At 61.5% G+C, this 18,870-nt stretch carries 21 protein-coding genes and 2 tRNA genes; 6 read left to right on the plus strand and 17 right to left on the minus strand.

Annotation, left to right across the window (positions count from 1 at the left end; genetic code table 11):
• Position 1: 1 nt before the first annotated feature.
• From ureE to ureG, 3 genes are read left to right on the plus strand one after another with little or no spacing between them, the layout of a single operon-like run.
• On the plus strand, positions 2–451 hold the full coding sequence (gene ureE, locus SPO_RS08725) for an urease accessory protein UreE (protein ID WP_011047450.1): 450 nt from the start codon (positions 2–4) through the stop codon (positions 449–451).
• Positions 435–1,088, plus strand: coding sequence for an urease accessory protein UreF (locus SPO_RS08730; RefSeq protein WP_011047451.1), 654 nt, complete (start codon positions 435–437; stop codon positions 1,086–1,088). The genes ureE and SPO_RS08730 overlap by 17 nt, the downstream gene beginning before the upstream one ends.
• On the plus strand, positions 1,085–1,732 hold the full coding sequence (gene ureG / locus SPO_RS08735; protein ID WP_011047452.1) for an urease accessory protein UreG: 648 nt from the start codon (positions 1,085–1,087) through the stop codon (positions 1,730–1,732). Before SPO_RS08730 ends, ureG begins: the two co-directional genes overlap by 4 nt.
• Before the next feature lie 163 nt (positions 1,733–1,895).
• Here ureG and SPO_RS08740 read toward each other — a convergent pair whose 3' ends face one another.
• From SPO_RS08740 to SPO_RS23495, 5 genes are all read right to left on the minus strand, one after another.
• A complete protein-coding gene (locus SPO_RS08740) occupies positions 1,896–3,071 on the minus strand; it encodes a hypothetical protein (protein WP_011047453.1) in 1,176 nt (391 codons plus the stop codon).
• Between the two features lie 284 nt (positions 3,072–3,355).
• A complete protein-coding gene (locus SPO_RS22860) occupies positions 3,356–3,754 on the minus strand; it encodes a hypothetical protein (protein ID WP_144083988.1) in 399 nt (132 codons plus the stop codon).
• A gap of 132 nt (positions 3,755–3,886) precedes the next feature.
• Positions 3,887–3,991 (minus strand): helix-turn-helix domain-containing protein, encoded by a 105-nt coding sequence (locus SPO_RS23285; RefSeq protein WP_230981790.1) that lies wholly within the window; start codon positions 3,989–3,991, stop codon positions 3,887–3,889.
• Between the two features lie 188 nt (positions 3,992–4,179).
• Positions 4,180–4,617, minus strand: coding sequence for a hypothetical protein (locus SPO_RS22865; RefSeq protein WP_216700158.1), 438 nt, complete (start codon positions 4,615–4,617; stop codon positions 4,180–4,182).
• Positions 4,618–4,870: 253 nt separating this feature from the next.
• Positions 4,871–5,062, minus strand: a complete 192-nt coding sequence (locus tag SPO_RS23495) for a helix-turn-helix domain-containing protein (RefSeq protein WP_011047454.1) — start codon at positions 5,060–5,062, stop codon at positions 4,871–4,873.
• Between SPO_RS23495 and SPO_RS23155 the strand changes: the two genes are divergently transcribed.
• Positions 5,050–5,241, plus strand: a complete 192-nt coding sequence (locus SPO_RS23155; RefSeq protein WP_044028156.1) for a hypothetical protein — start codon at positions 5,050–5,052, stop codon at positions 5,239–5,241. The two genes, SPO_RS23495 and SPO_RS23155, sit on opposite strands and share 13 nt — an antisense overlap.
• 30 nt (positions 5,242–5,271) lie before the next feature.
• On the opposite strand, the gene SPO_RS08750 is transcribed toward SPO_RS23155, so the two are convergent.
• The 4 genes from SPO_RS08750 to SPO_RS08765 all read right to left on the minus strand — a co-directional run bounded on the left by SPO_RS08750 (position 5,272) and on the right by SPO_RS08765 (position 8,844).
• Positions 5,272–6,549, minus strand: a complete 1,278-nt coding sequence (locus tag SPO_RS08750; RefSeq protein WP_011047455.1) for a TRAP transporter large permease — start codon at positions 6,547–6,549, stop codon at positions 5,272–5,274.
• Between the two features lie 4 nt (positions 6,550–6,553).
• The gene (locus SPO_RS08755) at positions 6,554–7,054 is read right to left on the minus strand and encodes a TRAP transporter small permease (RefSeq protein WP_011047456.1); all 501 of its coding nucleotides are present in this window, start codon (positions 7,052–7,054) and stop codon (positions 6,554–6,556) included.
• A gap of 76 nt (positions 7,055–7,130) precedes the next feature.
• Positions 7,131–8,129 (minus strand): TRAP transporter substrate-binding protein, encoded by a 999-nt coding sequence (locus tag SPO_RS08760; RefSeq protein ID WP_413243704.1) that lies wholly within the window; start codon positions 8,127–8,129, stop codon positions 7,131–7,133.
• Positions 8,104–8,844: a GntR family transcriptional regulator gene (locus SPO_RS08765; RefSeq protein WP_011047458.1), complete on the minus strand. Its 741-nt coding sequence runs from the start codon at positions 8,842–8,844 to the stop codon at positions 8,104–8,106. The genes SPO_RS08760 and SPO_RS08765 overlap by 26 nt, the downstream gene beginning before the upstream one ends.
• A 98-nt stretch (positions 8,845–8,942) precedes the next feature.
• On the opposite strand from SPO_RS08765, the gene uxuA reads away from it, so the two are divergent.
• Positions 8,943–10,154 carry a mannonate dehydratase gene (uxuA, locus tag SPO_RS08770; protein WP_011047459.1) on the plus strand — a complete coding sequence of 404 codons (1,212 nt, stop codon included), beginning with the start codon at positions 8,943–8,945 and terminating at the stop codon, positions 10,152–10,154.
• On the plus strand, positions 10,151–11,635 hold the full coding sequence (locus SPO_RS08775; protein WP_011047460.1) for a mannitol dehydrogenase family protein: 1,485 nt from the start codon (positions 10,151–10,153) through the stop codon (positions 11,633–11,635). The genes uxuA and SPO_RS08775 overlap by 4 nt, the downstream gene beginning before the upstream one ends.
• A 603-nt stretch (positions 11,636–12,238) precedes the next feature.
• On the opposite strand, the gene SPO_RS08780 is transcribed toward SPO_RS08775, so the two are convergent.
• From SPO_RS08780 to recJ, 8 genes are all read right to left on the minus strand, one after another.
• Entirely contained in the window at positions 12,239–12,982 is a 744-nt protein-coding gene (locus SPO_RS08780; protein WP_011047461.1) for an FkbM family methyltransferase, read from the minus strand.
• A 67-nt stretch (positions 12,983–13,049) separates the two neighbouring features.
• Positions 13,050–13,661: a TetR/AcrR family transcriptional regulator gene (locus SPO_RS08785; protein ID WP_011047462.1), complete on the minus strand. Its 612-nt coding sequence runs from the start codon at positions 13,659–13,661 to the stop codon at positions 13,050–13,052.
• A complete protein-coding gene (ppk2, locus tag SPO_RS08790) occupies positions 13,654–14,523 on the minus strand; it encodes a polyphosphate kinase 2 (RefSeq protein ID WP_044028160.1) in 870 nt (289 codons plus the stop codon). The genes SPO_RS08785 and ppk2 overlap by 8 nt, the downstream gene beginning before the upstream one ends.
• A gap of 54 nt (positions 14,524–14,577) precedes the next feature.
• Entirely contained in the window at positions 14,578–15,525 is a 948-nt protein-coding gene (locus tag SPO_RS08795) for an alpha/beta fold hydrolase (protein ID WP_011047464.1), read from the minus strand.
• A gap of 6 nt (positions 15,526–15,531) precedes the next feature.
• On the minus strand, positions 15,532–16,470 hold the full coding sequence (gene metA, locus SPO_RS08800; RefSeq protein WP_011047465.1) for a homoserine O-acetyltransferase MetA: 939 nt from the start codon (positions 16,468–16,470) through the stop codon (positions 15,532–15,534).
• Between the two features lie 135 nt (positions 16,471–16,605).
• A tRNA-Glu gene (locus SPO_RS08805) sits at positions 16,606–16,680 on the minus strand.
• A gap of 189 nt (positions 16,681–16,869) precedes the next feature.
• Positions 16,870–16,944 (minus strand) — tRNA-Glu (locus SPO_RS08810).
• A gap of 111 nt (positions 16,945–17,055) precedes the next feature.
• On the minus strand, positions 17,056–18,795 hold the full coding sequence (gene recJ / locus SPO_RS08815; RefSeq protein ID WP_044029190.1) for a single-stranded-DNA-specific exonuclease RecJ: 1,740 nt from the start codon (positions 18,793–18,795) through the stop codon (positions 17,056–17,058).
• Positions 18,796–18,870 lie beyond the last annotated feature (75 nt).

Raw genomic sequence — 18,870 nt, forward strand, 5'->3', positions numbered from 1 at the left:
CATGGACCTTCCCGCCTGTCGCGACATCCGCAGAACCGGTCATTGGTCAGAGGCCGACGACCGCGTGACCCTCAGCTATGACGACCGGTTCCTGCGCCGCAAGCGATTGATCACGGTGCAAGACAAGGCGTTTCTTGTTGATTTGGCCCATACGACGTCACTTGAACATGGCGACGCGTTCCAGTTGGAGGATGGCCGCCTGATCGAATGCATCGCCGCCGACGAAGACCTTCTGGAGGTCACCGGCCCGGACCTGACGCGCCTGGCCTGGCATATCGGCAATCGCCACACACCCTGCCAGATCGAAGAGAACCGCCTGCTGATCCAGCGCGACCATGTGATCCAGGACATGCTGAGCCAGATCGGCGCAACCCTGCGCGAGGTCGTCGAACCCTTCACCCCCGAAGGCGGTGCCTATGGTCACGGAAGAACCCATGGCCACGCCCACTGAGAAACAGATCCTGACCCTGGCTCAGTGGTTTTCACCGGCGTACCCGGTGGGGGCATTTGCCTATTCGCATGGGTTGGAATGGAGCGTAGAGGCGGGCGATGTCGTGGATGCAAGAACCGCGCAGGCCTGGATTACGGATGTTCTGCAACACGGCGCCGGATGGAATGACTGTCTGTTCATTGGCTCGGCCTATCGGGCGGCTTCGCTGCAGGAACTGAAGAACATCAACGACACGGCGCTGGCGTTTTCGGCATCGTCGGAACGGATGATGGAAACCCGCCTGCAAGGCGAGGCCTTCTGCGGTATCACGGCATCGGTCTGGCCCGTTGACCTGGCCGGGCTTTGCTATCCGGTTGCCGTGGGACGTGCGGCCAATCTGGTGGGCCTGCCGCTGACCTTGAGCGGCCAGTTCTATCTGCACGCCTTCATGGCCAATCTCGTGACCGCGGCGACCCGACTTGTCCCCTTGGGGCAGACCGAGGGGCAGCAGATCATCCGCGACCTGACCCCGCTTTGCCAAGCCATCGCCGATACGGCGCTTTGCGCCAACCTGTCCCATCTTACCTCTACGGCTTTCCTTGGTGACATTGCGGCGATGAAACATGAAACCCAATATTCCAGGATGTTCCGAACATGAGCAAAATGAACGGCCCGCTTCGAGTTGGCATCGGTGGCCCGGTGGGCGCCGGCAAGACAACGCTCACTGCCGCTCTCAGCGAAGCGCTGCGCGACAGCCATTCGATCGGCGTGATCACCAACGACATCTACACCAGGGAAGACGCCGAGGCGCTGATGCGCCTGCAAATTCTGCCGCAGGACCGTATCATTGGTGTTGAAACCGGCGGCTGCCCCCACACGGCGATACGCGAAGATGCCTCGATCAACCTTGCCGCGGTGGCCGAGATGGAACGCCGCCATCCCGGTATCGAGATCATTCTGATCGAAAGCGGAGGGGATAACCTGTCGGCCACGTTCAGTCCTGAACTTGCCGATGTTACACTTTACGTGATCGACGTCGCCGCAGGCGAAGAGATCCCCCGCAAGGGAGGACCGGCGATCACGAAATCCGATATCCTGATCATCAACAAGACCGACCTTGCCCCGCATGTCGGCGCGTCGCTTGAGGTGATGGAGCGAGACGCCGGAAGAATGCGCTGTGGGCGCCCCTTCGTCTTTTCGTCGCTACGCAATCGCGACGGTGTCGCCGAGATCGTCAAACTGCTTGCAGAAATTGCAGGGCTGGAGATCCGGTCTGACTTGCAGGTCGCCAACCTTGCCTAGCGGCAGAAATGGGCCCTCTGCGGGGTGGCAAGGCAAGGACGGCCCTGGCGAGCCATTCATCGGGTCGCCCGACGCCGCAATGCAGCTTCACCGAACCTGACATTAGCTGTGCCTGCGAAATCGTGAGATGGTCGAACTCACAGCTTGCGGGACAACCCAGCATTTAGCCACGTTTGCGCAAATTGGCCGTTTTGTTTTGCTTGGCGTCGATCGCCCTGCGCTGTTTGCGGTTCGGGGTTCGTTGCGGCTTGGCCGAGGCCGTCGGCGAATGCACCACCTCAAACGGCTCGTTGCGCGGCATGGCCGATAGCGCCGTACCTTTGAGCGGTTGCACCGGGCCGCGATCCAGCACCATCGGCGCAGGCAGGCGCGGGCCTTGGCTTTCCCATTCGGCGGCCTTGTAGATGTCTTCGAGTGTCGTGCCGGAACACGCCAGCACGAAATCTTCGGGCTGGGGCAGCGTGTCGCCAAACTCCCAATGGAAGGGCATGGGGGCGCCGTCGCCCACGCGGATCAGCTCATCCTCACCGACGACACCGCCGCCATGTTCGATCAGGTCGGCCACAGCGAAGGATCTGCGCTCTTTTCCAGTGCCGACAAGGAAGCGTGTGCCAAGACGAATGCGGCCAGCATCATTCTGTACGACTGTACCATCCGCCTTGCGTTTCCCGGTGACCGCCCGGACAAAGCCGTCGCGGGGGCTGTCCACGGGAGCATTTGTCGCCGCGCGGATCAACGTGCCATCCTGAGGTTTGATCACGCCATCGTCGCGCAGCACGTCGATGAGGGTCTCGTATTTGTAGGATTTCTTGCTGTCCGGGCGGTAGTAGACGTGGCCTGGCGTGACGTGCGTGCCGTGAAAGTTCAGTAGGATTTTGGCGCCGTTCTGGAACGTTCGCGTGACCGGGCCGGGCACGAGGTTGTCGTTCTCGTCAAACGACACGACGATATCGCCCACCCGGATCAGCTCGATCGGATTCTTCCAGACCTTGGCGCACACTTCGTCCTGGTCGTAGATACCATCCGGGCCGGGTTCGAGCGTTGGATCGAGTGGCCACATGTCGATAGAAACTTCAGCGCCGAAGCATTCACTCTCCTGTGGAAAAAGTCTGACGGGAGCGATCTCGGTCAAAGTTGATAGGGACGGAAAGTTGGGATCGCTGTATCCATTTTCTGCTTCGAATTCTCGCTGATACCAGACATCGGAAAAATAGGAGGCTTGTGCCTCAATGCTCCATTCGTGAAGAGGCTTGTTTGCTGCCAGATCATCCCGGTAATCATAAACGTCGATACCAAAGGTATTTTTTAGCCTGGTCAATAAGCCCTCTGAAGGCAACATTTATGCCGCTCTGAAGCTGCAAAATGTGGCCCTTCTCATGAACGAAGGCCCATTTTTACTCTATAGTGCCGTTTGAGAAGTCATCTGCATACGATGTGCTGCCTGATGGGTAATATATGTTTCCGTTCGGAGCCATAGCCCGACTGGTTGGCTGCAATTCGTTGTGTCTATCATTGAAAATCGTAACATCAGAATAATTTATGGAGTACCATAGATCGACCGTGCAATTTCGATTTCTCCGGCGGTGAGAGATCGTCTCTCAGTCATAGTCTCTTTCCTTTATTTCAAACGCCGAAACATTCCCACGTTTTGCGGTCTGTAGTCCAGTTACAGAAGTTTGTGCCTCCCTCGATAAATCGAAAATACAAGGAGGCACCCTTTGATGCAGAACCATCAACAGAATTGTACACCAAGAATATCTCTTGGTCGTCTGTGTTGATGAAGTAAAAAGATGGTGGAGGCACTGTTTCTTCACCTTGCTTTATGAAAATTTCGTCTGCTTCGACCCGCTCCATAATTTCTTGTAAACTTTCGGGGTATTCACCACTCTCAAGGCCAGATAAGTATTGTGTTATTGGGGCGGTAGCGGAAAAACCTTCGCTCGCCGTTTTTGTGTTGTTAGGATCAATGTCGCAAGAGGCGAGCGCAAATATGCATGCGACGTAACTTCCAAGGTTTCTCATCTCTGCCATTAGAAGGCCTATAGGTTGATTAACATTCGCATGTGATCTATCTGGCGCCAGACAGGTTGCTTAAGAGCTACCTGACGCGGCCCTCTTCGTCCCGCCCGGTTTCCGAGCTTCTCTAGCCACAATCTACCCCACTACCTGCACTCTTTGCAACTTGCGATAGACAGTTGGCCGTGACACGGAGAATACCTCGGCCAGGTCGCTGACGGAATAGTCCCCGGAGTCGTACATCCGGCGCAGTTCGCGGGACTGGCGGTCGGAGAGTTTCGGCTGTTTGCCGCGCTATTTACCCTCCAATTTCCAGGTTCATCATGTTCTCGACTCCAGGACCGGAACGAGTTGAGCCTTCATATCGTTCAGTAAGAAAGCACAATTGATCCTCTTGTGACGCGCGCGCCCAAATAGCGTTGACTAGGTGTTTAGTCCCATGTTTTTTGAATTTCCTGAGCTTCGTCTGCTATGTTAATCCCCTGGAGGAAGTCATTCTCCAAGTAATCCGCGCAAACTGACCCTGCTTTCATGATGCTTTGTGTGGATTCGATGAAAATTCCCCCAAAAGTAATTTCTTTGGGGGTCGGTAAAGGTTTTGAACATGCCGAAATATCGCCCGCAATGCAAAAGACCTTAAGCTGAACAATGGCATCATTTACTTGTAACGTTTTGCCATTCAGTATCACTATTCCATCAAATAGGTAGGCGTCATTGATAAATATGGCGCTATTCCCCAAAAAACCTTTACTGTTCTGATCAATATTTTTGCGCTGAGCCCAAATGTACTCAGGTCTGCTTTCTAAAGCTCCAAGTGGACCGGGCTGTAATGTTCCCGAAAAAATTGCATTGTTTGGATCTTCTGCCATCACTTTTAATCTGTATAAGATACCCTCCCTTTCTGATGGTAGAAGATTGCCGTGCAGATCGGTCTCAAGTGGTGGGACACAAGAGCTAGCAAATGTCACGGTAGTAATGAAAGGCAGAAAGAACACTCCTGTCACCGAAACAATGTTCAATATTTTCAGCACTAAGTTACTCGATTGAGATTGCTATGCTCCATGTGCATATTCAAAACGATGGTTTTTGTTATGCCCGGGCTCTCTACGTCTTTACCAGATACTACCCCACGCCCGGCACCCTTTGCAACGTGCGATAGATCGTTGGGCGCGACACGGAGAATACCTCGGCGAGGTCTCTGACGGAATAGTCGCCGGTGTCATACATTCGGCGCAGTTCGCGTGACTGGCGGTCCGGCTGTTTGCCGCGCAGTTTGCCCTTGGCGCAGGCAGGCGCGGGCCTTGGCTTTCCCATTCGGCGGCCTTGTAGATATCTTCGAGCGTCGTGCCGGAGCAGGCGAGCACGAAGTCTTCCGGCTTGGGCAGTTCCGAGCCGCAGATGCTGCTCTCGACAATGGCGACAAGGACTTGATGATCTCCGTGATTGGCAGACTCATCGGTCCACATGCGAAGGTCATGTTGGCCAATACATGAGGCAGTGGCCGGAGTTCACGGGGGCCTTACTCAGGGGATCAGCAGGGATGGAAGCCAGGTAGCGAGCGGCGGGAAGTAGCTGACCGCGAGCAGCACCAGGATATTGGTCAGAAGGAAGGGCATTATCGCGCGCACCACCGGGGCCAGCGGCAGGCGCGCGATATTGGCGCAGACGAAAAGGCAGACGCCGACCGGCGGCGTCGTCAAGCCGATCATCAGGTTCAGAACCGCGAAGGTGGCGAAGTGCAGCGGATCGATTCCGACCGCCTGTGCCAAGGACAGGAGCGGCACGAACAGGATGATCAGCGCCGCGATCGTCTCCATGAACATGCCGACAAAAAGCAGCAGCAGGTTGATCAGCAGAATGACGAGGAACTTGTTGTCCGTTATCGACAGCACGCCATCGGCGATGGCCTGCGGGATCCGCTCAGAGACGAGAATCCACCCGAAGACATTGGCAAAACCGACAAGCGCCAGGATACCCGCCGCCGAGACCGCGCTGTTGGCGACGATGCCCGGCACTTTCCCGAGGGGCAGTTCGCGGTAGATGAAGGCGCCGACGATGAAGGCATAGACGCTGGCGACCACCGCCGTCTCGGTTGGCGTGGCAAGCCCCGAGAGAAGCCCATAGATGATCAGGAAGGTCATCGCGATGGCCCAGATCGCACCTGCGAACGAGCGCGCGACCTCGCCGAAGCCTTGCCAGGGTTGGTGCGGGAAGCCGCGACGCACCGAAATGATATATGCCGTCACCATCATTGCGATACCCATCAGGATGCCCGGAATGGCGCCCGCGAGGAACATCTTGCCGACCGAGATCCCGGAAAGCGCCCCGACGATGATCATGGGCACCGACGGCGGGATGATCGGGCCGACAGTTGATGAGGCCGCGGTAACTGCGGCCGAGAAATCGGCCGGGTAGCCCGCCTTCTTCATGCCCGGGATCAGAACGCCACCAAGCGAGGCGGCATCGGCGACAGCCGTGCCGGTGATGCCCCCGAACAGCATCGAAGCGGCGATGTTGGTCAGTCCGAGCCCGCCCTTGATCCACCCCACGAGAGCATTGGCAAAGCGGATGATCCTGCCCGTGATCCCGCCCTGGTTCATCAGGTTCCCGGCCAGGATGAAGCCTGGGATGGATAGCAGGACGAATACATCCATGCCTGCGTACATTTTCTGGGGCATCACCACCGGAGGCATGCCGGCAGCGATCAGATAGGCAAGTGACGACAGACCCAGCGTAATGGCCACCGGAATGCCCAGCACCAGGCCGCCGACAAAGATCGAGAAGAGGATCGCGACATCCATTTATCTATTCCTCTTCCTCGGCAATGTGTGGTGTGCCGTCATCGGCGCCCGCCAACATTCCGATCACGCGCAGAACCGCGAAAAGCGCCAGTCCAGCCAGCATCAGCCAGACGGTCAGATGGACGAAGTCCATTCGGATACCCATGGCGGGCGCGGTCTGCATCTTGCCGATGGCGACGTATTTCCATGCGTGTGGCAGCAGATAAAGCGCGAGCCCACCGGTGGCGATCGCCGAGAAAAGGCGCAGCGCCCAAGGCAGACGGCCGGGAAGGGACTCGCTGATCACGTCCACGTTGACAAGGTCACCGGTTCGAAAGGCAAGCCCGGCGCCGAAGGCCACCATGTAGAGCAGGGCATAGCGCGTCAGTTCCTCGGTCCAGACCGGCGACGAGCCATAGATCCGGCCCACGACCTGAACAAGAACTGCGGCCATGATGACGGCAAACGCCAGGCCCGCGCCGAACCGTGCGAGAACGACTACGATCTGGATCAGTCTTCCGGCCATTCTCGCAATGTCCTTTCAAAAGGAGGGCCGGCGCCACCTGGACGCGGCGCCGACCCCTTCAGGTAGTCGTCGCCTGTTACTCGGCAAAAAGGCCTTCCACGATGGGCTTGATCTCTTCGTTGACGTTGGCCAGCACGGCGTCTTTTGCAGCGGCCTGGAAGGCGGCGGCATCGACCTCGACAAACGTCATGCCCTTGCTTTCGAGGAAGGCACGGTCGGCGGCAAGGCTCGCCTCAAAGAGGCCACGCTCATAGGCCTGGGCGCGGGCAGCGGCTTCCATGACCGCATTCTGGTCGTCAGCCGACAGCTTGTTCCAGGTCGACTCGGCGATGGTCAGGTAGATCCACGAACGGACATGATCGGTCAGGTTTACGTGGCTCTGCACCTCATAGAAGCTTGCCGAACGGATCAGGGCCAGCGGGTTTTCCTGGCTTTCGATGGTGCCATTCTGAAGCGAGGTGAATACCTCCGAGAATGCCATCGGACCGGGGTTGGCCCCAAGCGCTTTCCAAACGTCGACAAAAAGAGGCACGTTCGGGACGCGCATCTTCAGGCCGTTCAGGTCGGCGGGCGAGGTGATCGCGCGGTTCGAGGTCAGGTCACGGGCGCCACGAGCAAAATAGGCGATCGGTCGGATCTGCACTTTCTCGATGATCTGCGCCTTGATCTCGTCACCGATCGGGCCCGCGGCAAAAGCGTCCATGTCCTCGATGGTCTTGAACGCGTAGGGCACGGCCAGCAGGGCGGCCTTGGGCGCCCAGTTCTGGAGGCTCTCGCCGGTGATCGTCATGTCGACCGTGCCAAGCTGCATGCCGTTGATCAGATCGATCTCCTTGCCGAGCGACTCGTTCGGGAAGACCTCGACAGCGATCCGGCCGTCGGTCAGGGCCGACAGCTCCTGACCAAACTTGACCGAAGCCTTGTGCCACGAGTTTTCCTCGTTGGCGAGGTGGCCAAGCTTCAGCGTCATTTCTTGCGCGGCAACTGGCGCGGCAACGGCAACGGCGACCGCCGCAGCAAGAGCCGAGACCTTAAAAGTGAATTTCATGCTAGTTTCCTCCTTGGATGGGTGCATTGACCGGCAGGGGCATGTCCCCATCCGGCAGTTGGAATGAGCTTCGATTGGCTTCGACGATCTGCGGAAGATCCTTCAGAACCTCGCGCAGGTGGTGGCGAACGGCCTTGTTCGAGCCGGCAACATCGCCGAGTTCTATCTGGTCCACGATTGCGCGATGCTGCCGGACAAGTGTTTCGATGCCGAATTCGCCGAGTGCGAGATAACGGACGCGGTCCATCTGGGACTTCAAGCCCTCGATCTGTTTCCAGGCGCCCCCCTTTCCGGCAGCCTCGGCGAGGGTGCGGTGAAAAAGTTCGTCCAGACGAATGAAAGCGCCGGGATCGCGACGGTCCAGGGAGGCTTGCCGCGCGAGTTGGTCGCGCAGTTCGGCGATCACATGCCGGTCAGGATCGGCAGCCAGTATCTTGGCGATGTCGGCCTCGATGGCCTCGCGCAGGAAGCGGGCGTCCAGAACCGCCGCATATCCGATTTTCGTAATGATCGTGCCGCGTTGCGGGCGAACTTCGACCAGCCCCTGATCGGCAAGTTTGATGAATGCCTCGCGGATCGGCTGGCGGCTGACGTCATAGGCCCGCGCCAGCTCGGATTCCGAAATACGGTCGCCGGGCTTGAGATCGTTCTGAATGATGCGTTCGCGCAGGATCCGCGTGATCTGCGGTGTAATGGGCACCGCAGGGTCCAGTTCCCAGGCTGAATTCCGTTCTATCCGCATGATTCCTCCCTTGCAGAGCTGCGTTACCATACTTCCATACTAGTCGGCAATGGGCGATAGTGCTATGACGGCTTATGCAGCGACTCGAGGAGGGCGGAATGGAAAGAACATGGCGATGGTTCGGTCCGAGCGACAGGGTGACACTCGCCGATGTTGCCCAGGCGGGGGCCACAGGCATTGTCACGGCGCTGCATCACGTGCCGACCGGCGCCGTGTGGTCGCCGGACGACATAGAGCTCCGTCAGAACCAAGTCGCGACCTTGCCAGATGGCAAGCCCTCGAACCTGGAATGGTCGGTTGTCGAGAGCCTTCCGGTTTCCGAGGACATCAAGAAGCAACGGGGTGACTGGCGTCAGCACATCGCCAACTATCGCGAGAGCCTGCGCAACCTTGCGGCCGCCGGGATCGAGGTGATCTGCTACAACTTCATGCCCGTCCTCGACTGGACCCGGACCGACCTGGCTTGGCGCCTGCCGAACGGCGCGACCTGCATGAGGTTCGATCTGATCGACTTCGTTGCCTTCGATCTGCACATCCTGAAACGGGAACGGGCCGGCGAGGATTACGAAGAGGAATTGCGCGCTCAGGCTGCCCGCCGGTTTTCCGAGATGTCGGCGGAGGCTGCGGAAACGCTCGCCGGCAACGTCGTCTTCGGCCTTCCCGGTGCGGCGGAGAGATTCACCTTGGAGGATGTGCGCGAACACCTCGCCGAATACGCGGGGATGCGCGAAGAGGCGCTGCGCGGACATCTGGTCGACTTTTTGTCCGAGGTCGTGCCCCTGGCTCAGGAACTCGGCCTGCGGATGTGCTGCCACCCGGACGATCCGCCCTTTCCGCTTCTGGGCCTGCCCCGGATCATGTCGACCGAAGCACATTACAAGGCCGTGATGGATGCGGTCGATGTTCCCGCCAACGGGATCACGCTTTGCTCTGGCTCACTCGGGGCGCGCCCCGACAACGACCTGCCCGGGATGATGGATCGACTGGGCGACAGGGTGCACTTCCTGCACCTGCGAAACGTAAAGCGCGAAACCGCGAATGTGCGCGGTTCCTTCTACGAAGCCGAGCATCTTGGCGGCGATACCGATATGGTCGCGCTGGTCGAGGCCGCGTTGCGTGAAGAGGCCCGTCGCAAGGCTGCCGGACGGCGCGATCAGTCTATCCCGTTTCGTCCCGATCACGGGCAAGACATCCTCGATGACCTCGGGCGTCGCGCCCAGCCAGGCTATCCCTCGATTGGCCGGCTCAAGGGGCTGGCGGAATTGCGCGGCATCATCGCCGCGCTCGAGCCGAGGATCGCCGCAAGATGATAACACCGCTTGCCGGGCTCGACGGTTTGCCCAAGACCGTCCGGTGCCCCGCCTACAGGCGCGAAGATCACGGGCCGGGTATCGTCCACATCGGGTTGGGGGCCTTCCACAAGGCGCATCAGGCCGTCTATACCGATGACGCCCTTGCCGCCGAGGGCGGCAACTGGCGCATCATCGGCGTTTCCCTGCGCAGCACGGCGCCGGCGACGGAACTTGGGCGGCAAGACGGTCTCTACACGGTTATCGAGCGCAGCGTCGAGGGCACCTCGGCGCGCGTGATCGGGGCGATTGCGGCGGCCTATTCGCTGGGCCGGGACCGCCAGGCCGTGCTGGACGCGCTTTGCGATCCCTCGACCAGGATCGTCTCTCTGACCGTGACCGAAAAGGCCTATGGTATCGACCGCAAGACCGGCGGGATCGACCGGAACCATCCTGCCATCGCCGCGGATATCTCGGACCCGGACAACCCTCAGGGCGTCGCGGGCCTGTTGGTCTGGGCGCTGAGCCGCAGGAGAGACGCGGGCACGCCCCCGTTTACCGTGCTGTGCTGCGATAACCTGCCGGAAAGCGGAAGCATGCTTCGGGCTCTGCTGGTGGATTACGCACGCTTGGCCGCCCCGCATCTGGTCGATCACATCACGAATGCTGTCGCTTTCCCCTCGACCATGGTGGACAGGATCACGCCCGCGCGCACCCCCGCGACGCTTGCCCTTGCTTGCGACCTCATTCAACACAGTGATGCGGCCGCCATCGAATGCGAGGCTTTCCGGCAATGGGTCATCGAAGATGACTTCCCGACCGGGCGCCCGGCCTGGGAAGCGGGCGGCGCGCTTTTGGTTCGCGATGTGAGACCGTTCGAGGACATGAAGCTGCGCATGCTGAACGGAACGCATTCGATGATCGCCTATGCGGGGTTCCTGGCGGGCCATAAATACGTGCGCGATGTCATGGCCGACACCTCCCTTGCCGTGCTGGTCGAAAGGCATCTCAAGGCGGCGGCGACAACGCTTGATCCCCTCTCTGGCGTTGATTTCAGCGCCTATGCGGCAGAGCTTCGGGCCCGGTTTTCGAACCCGCATCTGGAGCATGAGACCTACCAGATCGCCATGGATGGATCGGAAAAGATGCCGCAGCGCATCTTTGCCCCTGCACTCGATGCGCTTGAAAAAGGCCAGCCACTGGATGCCTTTGCTTTCGCGACGGCCTGTTGGTTGCGCTACCTGATGGGTCGAACCGACGGGGGGCATGCCTATGCGCTGCGCGACCCCCGCGAAACGGAGATCACGGCAGCCCTGACTGGTGCGGCAACAGCGGAAGACATTCTTTCAAGCATTTCCCGGCTGCCCGGAATTCTGCCGCAACGCCTTGAAGAGAGCGCGACCTGGCGGCGTCTTGTCATAAACATGACCACCGAATTGCTCAGCGGCGATATTCCAGCTGTCCTCGACCGGTTCGCCTCGGATGCAGGGCGCTTGGGCTGAGGCCGGTACTCGTGAAGATTACCCGATATCCATGCAGAGGTGCTTTGGGAACAGGCCTTTAGATCGAATTGCCTCCATTGGCGAATGAGCGGTGGAGAGCGGCATGCCAGGCCCGTCCCGATACGCGGGCCTTGACGCCTGACGGGGTACAGTGAACTGCGGCGCCGCAGGACCGGTGCCGCTTGATCCCGCCGGACCCCTTCCGGTTGACCGACAGAAAATGCGAGTGATTGACACTGCTGCTGGCGACAGCTTCGAGTGCGCCTACCTTGCCCCGGTCGCGCCGGGCGGGCCAGCCACCGATGGCCTGCTGGCAGGGCAAGAAATTGCTGGGGTAGCCAACGCGAACCCCTGGCGCCCAACGCTTCACTTGTTTCTGCGTATGCTTCGAATCAAGCGTGCAGAAAGTCGACTTTCTTCAGCCTTACATGAATGTCGGTTTGTGTTTGAGTGCGCCTTCGCCGCACAGCCGCAGCGAAGGACCATTCCACGCCGATGGGCAGTTCCGCCTTTCGCAGCAGCCCGATGGCGCACCTTGCCTGGCGGCCACACTGATAGCGCGCGAACCGGCGTCTCCCAAGTCATGCCCGGGAAAGGGAGGCTTCACCCCTCGCGCAGGTACCAGTCGTCAAAGCGTGAGATATCCTGCAACACCCGGCGATACCCCTTGCCGGTCAGCAGGGCGTGGATGTCCTCGCGCTGGGGGGCGTGGTTGTGTTCCACCGTCATGACCCCGAATGTCCAGCGATCAAAGTCGAAGGCGTTCAGGATGTCGAACTCGCTGCCCTCGGTGTCGATCGAGATATAGTCGATATGGGCCGGGGCCTGGTGGGTTTCCAGAAGCTCGACCAGCGAGATCGTTTCGACCTTGTAGTTCTGACCGCGGATGCGGCGCGAGGATTTGACGAAGGTCGAGATGCCCGAGTTTTCACCGCGCGGCGCCTCGGTAAAGCCCAGCGTTTCGCCCGACGTATGCCAGACGCAGCGGGTTTCGATGGTGGCGGCGCGGTTGGCCTTGAGGGCGGCATGCCAGCCGCGTGCCGGTTCGGCCAGGATGCCGCTCCAGCCGAAACCGGTTTCCAGCAGATAGGAGTTGTTCAGCTCGATCCCGTCGGTGGCGCCGAATTCGACAAAGAAACCATCCTCCTTGAACCCGGTCTGGCACAGAGCGAACAGGTCCTGACGCAGCTGCGATTTCGAGCGGTCCAACAGGTCGATGCAGCGGCTGCGATCCTCGGGCGCTATCGCCTTGAGGAACTCCAGATCGAACCAGGCTTTTTCCCGTTGTTGCAACTGGCGCAGGCGGTCGCGGCGGACAAGAGTGGTGTTGGAGATCGAATGGCTCACGGCAAGGTTACTCCGTCAATGTCCCTGTCTGGGTAGCGGGACACCCGGGGTGAGGCAAGGGGCTTTGTCAGTCGGGCGGGATCAGGCCCAGCCCGCGCAGATAGATGCCGACCCCGGATTCCAGCAGATCCTCGGGCGCAAAGGGCGCGGTGGCGCCGGCATTGCGCGCATAAAGTTCGACCACCCCGTGGCTCATCGCCCAGATATGGGCCGAGACCATGGCCGCCGGCGGCCGTTTTCCGGGCGGGATATGATCGCTCAGATCGGCGGCGGCCTGTTCCAGCACCGCTTTGGCGCGGTTGGAGGCGGCGGCCAGTTCCGGGCTGCGATTGACCGAGATGCCGCTTTCGAACATGGCGATGTAATGGCCGGGATGTTTGCGGGCAAAGGCCAGATAGGCGCGGCCGGTTGCCTCGAACGCGGCCAGCGCCGAGGGCTGTCCCTTGTCATAGGCATATTGCATCAGGTCGGCGAAGATCTCGAACCCCTGGCGGGCGGCCTCGGCGATCAGCTCTTCGCGCCCGTCGAAATGGCGATAGACCGCCGCGGGGGTCACCCCCGCGGTCTTGGCGGCCTCGGACAGGGTAAAGCCGGTCGGCCCCTTGGCGCGGATCAGCTCCAGCGCCGCGTCGATCAGCGCCTGTTTCAGATTGCCGTGATGATAGCCTTGCTTACGCATCCCAGATGTCGGGGCCTCCGCAGATTGCCGCATCGGGCTGGCCGACCGCAGCGCGGTCCTTGTTGTCATAGTCGATGCCCGACAGCACGGTACGGATCGCCGCCAGACGTGCGCGTTTCTTGTCGTCCGAGCGGATCACGGTCCAGGGCGCCCTGTCGGAATGGCTGCGGGTCAGGGTCTGCGAGATGGCGGTGGTATAGGCCTCCCATTTGTCCAGCCCGGCAATGTCCACCGGGCTCAGCTTCCACTGTTTCAGCGGGTCGCGCTCGCGGTCGTGGAACCGTCGCAGCTGCTCGGCGCGGCCCACGTTCAGCCAGAACTTGAACAGGTGGATGCCGTCATCGACCAGGTCATGTTCGAACGGCATGACCTGGCGGAAGAAGCGTTCGCGCTGTTCCTCGTCGCACCAGCCGAACACATGTTCCACCACCCCGCGATTGTACCAGCTGCGGTCGTAGAACACCAATTCGCCCGCCGAGGGCAGGTGCTGAATGTAGCGCTGGAAATACCATTGGCTGCGCTCGGCCTCGGTCGGTTTCGAGAGCGCGACCACGCGGGCACCGCGCGGGTTCAGGTTCTCGCGGAACCGCTTGATGGTGCCGCCCTTGCCGGCGGCGTCGCGCCCCTCGAACAGGAGGGCGACGCGGGCGCCGCTCTGCTTGATCCAGGCCTGCAGCTTGACCAGTTCGATCTGCAGCGCCTCCATCTGGGCGCGATAGTCTTTCGCGGTCATCTCCGCGTCATAGGGATAGGTGGTGCTCAGGATATCGTCCTTGTCCGCCTTCTCGATGGCGCGGCGAATGTCCTTTGGAGCCTTGTCGTTGAAATACCGGGAAATCTCGCCAGTTGCCGCGCCTGTCATTCGCCTGGGGTCCTTTGTGCTGCCGTTCCGGTTCAATATGGAACCTGTTGCCGATTAACGCAAACCCGCGCGTGTCGCGGCCCGCAGAACCGCATCGGCCACCACCTGTGCCGCCACATGCTGGGGCATGTGGCCGACGCCGGGCAGGGGGGTCAGCACCGCGCCGGAAATCTGACCTGACAGGGTGGTCGAATGCAGGTCGAAATTCACCGTGTCATCCTCGGTTCCATGCACGATCTCGGTGGGCACCGCGATTTCGCCATAGCGGGGATGTAGCGCCTCGATCTCGCCCAGCAGGCTGGCGCGGTGCGCGGCGTTGGCCCTGAGCGAGGCGCGGCGCAGCGACAGGCCGGGGCCGAAATGGTCGGCGTAGCCTGCCGGTGCCGGTTGCGGCGCGAACACGTCCTCAAGCGCGCGGGTGACATAGCTGTCGGGCACATAGGCGGTGATCAGCGGCACCGCCACAGCCGCGCCCAGCCGGGTCGAGGTGACCCGATAGAGCAGGTCGAGTGGCGTGTTCCAGGGGTTCGAAGGGGCCGCCACCGGCACCAGCGCCGCCAGTCGGTCGGGGTGATGCACCGCCCAGGCCAGCGCCACCGACCCGCCATAGCTGTGGCCCAGCACGATCGGACGCTTGGCGCCCAACTGCTCGGCCGCAAGCATCAGCAGTCGCGCCTGACCGGCGATATCCGCCGCCCCTGCGGGGGCGGGATCGGAAAAACCCAGCCCGGGCCGGTCCAGCAGGATGACGCGGAAGTGGTCGGCCAGGATCGGCGCCAGCACGAAACTCAGATCGCGGGTATTGCCGTTCGAGCCGTGGATCATCACCAGATCGGGGCCGCTGCCCATCACCTCGGCATGGATGCGCAGCCCCTCCACGGTGACGAACTGGCCCAGCGGCGGATGGCTGGCCTGCGCGCGCGCCTCGTGCCGGGCGGCGCGCCACAGGGTCAGCGCCCAGAACCCCGCCGCCAGCAGCGCAAGGATCAGCACCACCCGCATGACCGCTCAGCCCCGCAGGTCGGTGGATTCCAGCCCGATCCGCGCCATGTCATAGGGCGTCGTCTCATAGATCTCGCTGATCCAGTTGCCATAGAGCAGATGCGCATGGCTGCGCCAGCGGTTGAGCGGCTTCCGCGAGGGGTCGTCATCGGGGTAATAGTTGATCGGTACGTTGATCGCGGTGCCGCCTTCGACGTCGCGGTCATATTCCTGTTTCAGCGTGTCGCTGTCATATTCGAAATGGTTGAAGATATAGAGCGCGCGATGCCCCGGATCCGAGATCAGGCAGGGCCCCACCTCGTCACTGCCCAACAGGGTCACAAGCTCGGGCACCGCGTCGACCTCGGCCTGTTTCACCTCGGTCCAGCGGCTGACCGGGATCACGAAATCGTCCGAGAATCCGCGCAGGTATGGCGAGGCCGGGTCAAGGTTGCGATGCCGGAAACAGCCGAACGCCTTGTGGTCCAGCATATGTTTGCGGATGCCGTGGAAATGGTTGATCATCGCCATCCCTCCCCAGCAGACGCCAAAGGTGGAATGCACGTTGCTCTGGGTCCAGGCAAACACCTCGCCCAGCTCGTCCCAATAGGTGACATCGGAGAACTCTAGATGCTCGATCGGGGCGCCGGTGATGATCAGCCCGTCGAACTTCTCGTCGCGCACCTCCTGAAAGGGGCGATAGAATTCTTCCATATGCTCAGAGGCGGTGGTCTTGGTCTGATGCTCGGTCATCCGGATCAGGCTCAGCTCGATCTGCAGCGGCGTCGCCCCGATCAGCCGGGCAAACTGGGTCTCGGTCTGGATTTTCTTGGGCATCAGGTTCAGAAGGCCGATCCGCAGCGGGCGGATGTCCTGGCGCGCGGCCTGGTCCTCGGACATGACCATGACGCCCTCGCGGGTCAGAATGTCATAGGCGGGCAGATGTGCGGGGATTTTGATAGGCATGTCGCGGGCTTCCTTTCCGAGATTTTGAGGTAAGCCATCACATGCAAAAGTGCCAGCCCCTATCACGGTCCCGTGGTCGGCTTCGCGCCGACGCAATCGCTGCGCGCGGGTAAGGGGGTGAGCATCGTGGGAAAATGGCAGCCCGTAGGGGAATCGAACCCCTCTTTCCAGGTTGAAAACCTGGCGTCCTAACCGATAGACGAACGGGCCGCGCTTGGCGTGAGGCGGCTTTTACGGAGAGTCGCGGCACGGCGCAAGAGGGGAAATGCGAAATTCTCTCGGCATTTGTCGCCTGCCTGGCTGCTCTGGAAAGGCCCGCATTCGGGCAGCACAACATATGCGGAACAGCCGCTGCACCGGCGGCGATGCGGGGTAGACCAAGAGGATATCAGGGAGAAATGGCAGCCCGTAGGGGAATCGAACCCCTCTTTCCAGGTTGAAAACCTGGCGTCCTAACCGATAGACGAACGGGCCACGCTGGCTTGTGGAGGGCGTTTTATGGTGTCCCCTTGCCCCTCGCAAGCGGAAAAACGCAATTTGTGAAACTTTTTTGCAAGGCCCTGAAAAGTCTTTGTTTTCAATTGCTCAGGCGCGCGCGACGTCATCGACGCGCAGCTGCACGCTCTGCCTGCCGCCCCAGGAGTTGATCTCGAGCCGGCCGGCGAAATGGAACCGGGCACCGCCGTGGTTTTCCAGTATCGGGCCGATCTCTCCATCAAAGGCACCAAACAGGATCGCGTCCAGCCCGCCGCCCATCCCGTCGGCCAGCGACAGTTTCAGATGCGACGCGCCGACGCGCTTGGCAAAGCGGATCTGCAGGTCGGGCAGGGCAAAACGCGGGGCAGGGGCGCTGGCGCCATAGGGGCCGGCCAGTTCGATCTGTTCCAGCAGCTCGACCGTGGCCGCGCCCGGCATCAGGACCCCGTCCAGCCGCAGATCCGCCGGTCCGCCTTGCCCGGCGCCCTGTTTGGCCAGCAGTTCGGACAGCCGTTCCATCGCCGGTTCCAGCCGGTCGCGCAGCACCGTCAGCCCGGCGGCCATCTTGTGGCCGCCGCCCTTGACCAGCAACCCCTCGGCCGCCAGCCGCTGGATCGACGCGCCCAGATCGACCCCGGCCACCGACCGGCCCGAGCCTTTGCCCTCGTCGCCGTCAAAACCGATCACGATGGCGGGCCGGTTGGCGCTTTCTTTCAGGCGCGAGGCGACGATGCCGACAACGCCCGGATGCCAGCCCTCGCCCGCCGCCCAGACCAGCGGCGCCTCCAGCCCGCGGGTCTCGGCCTGATCGAGGGCCGCGGCGCGCACCGCGGCCTCGATCTCGCGCCGCTCGGTGTTGAGCAGATCCAGCCGTTCGGCCAGCGCCTGCGCCTCGCTCATGCTGTCGGTGCTGAGCAGGCGGGCGCCCAGATCGGCCTGCCCGATCCGGCCCCCGGCATTGACGCGCGGGCCCAGTAGAAAGCCCAGGTGATAGGTGTTGGGCATGGCGTCCATGCGCGCGATATCGGCCAGCGCCACCAGCCCGGGCCGCTGCCGCTGCGCCATCACCTTCAGCCCCTGGCGCACCAGCGCCCGGTTCGCCTCGATCAACGGCGCCACATCGGCTACGGTGGCCAGCGCCACCAGGTCGAGCATCGCCATCAGGTCGGGGCCGCGTTGTCCGCGTGCGCGCAGCTGGCGGCCCGCCTCGACCAGCATCAGGAACACCACGCCGGCGGCGCAGAAATAGCCCAGATCGCCGCTCTCGTCCTGCCGGTTGGGGTTCACCACCGCCACACATTCGGGCAGGGTCTCGGCCCCCAAATGGTGGTCCAGCACGATCACATCGGCGCCCTTGGCGGCGGCGATCGGGCCATGGCTCAGCGTGCCGCAATCGACACAGACGATCAGGTCGTGACCCCGGGCCAAGTCCGCCATCGCCACCTCGTTGGGGCCATAGCCCTCGTCGATGCGGTCGGGCACGTAAAGCGTTGCGGTTTGCCCCATCTCACGCAGCCAGCAGATCAGCAGCGCCGCCGAACTGCCGCCATCCACGTCGTAATCGGCAAAGACCGCGATCCGCTGACGCCCGGCCACCGCGGCCAGGAACCGCGCCGCCGCGATTTCCATATCCTTCAGCTTGCGCGGATCGGGCAGCAGCTCCTTCAGCTTGGGGTCAAGAAAGCCGCGCGCCTCGATTGCCGGAACCCCGCGTCGCGCCAGCACCTGACACACTGCCTGCGGCAGGTCGGTCTGCTGCCGCATCATCTGCGCCGCCCGCTCGGTCTCGAGATCGGGGCCGACCCAGCGCCGCCCGCTCAGGGACTGTTCGATGCCCAGATAACTCACCACTCACCTCATGCGCAAAGGCCGGACCCGACCCGGACCCGGCCCTTCATTTCGCTCCAGATACGCCCGCCGGAG

Source organism: Ruegeria pomeroyi DSS-3 (genome assembly GCF_000011965.2).
GTDB classification, from domain to species: Bacteria; Pseudomonadota; Alphaproteobacteria; order Rhodobacterales; family Rhodobacteraceae; genus Ruegeria_B; species Ruegeria_B pomeroyi.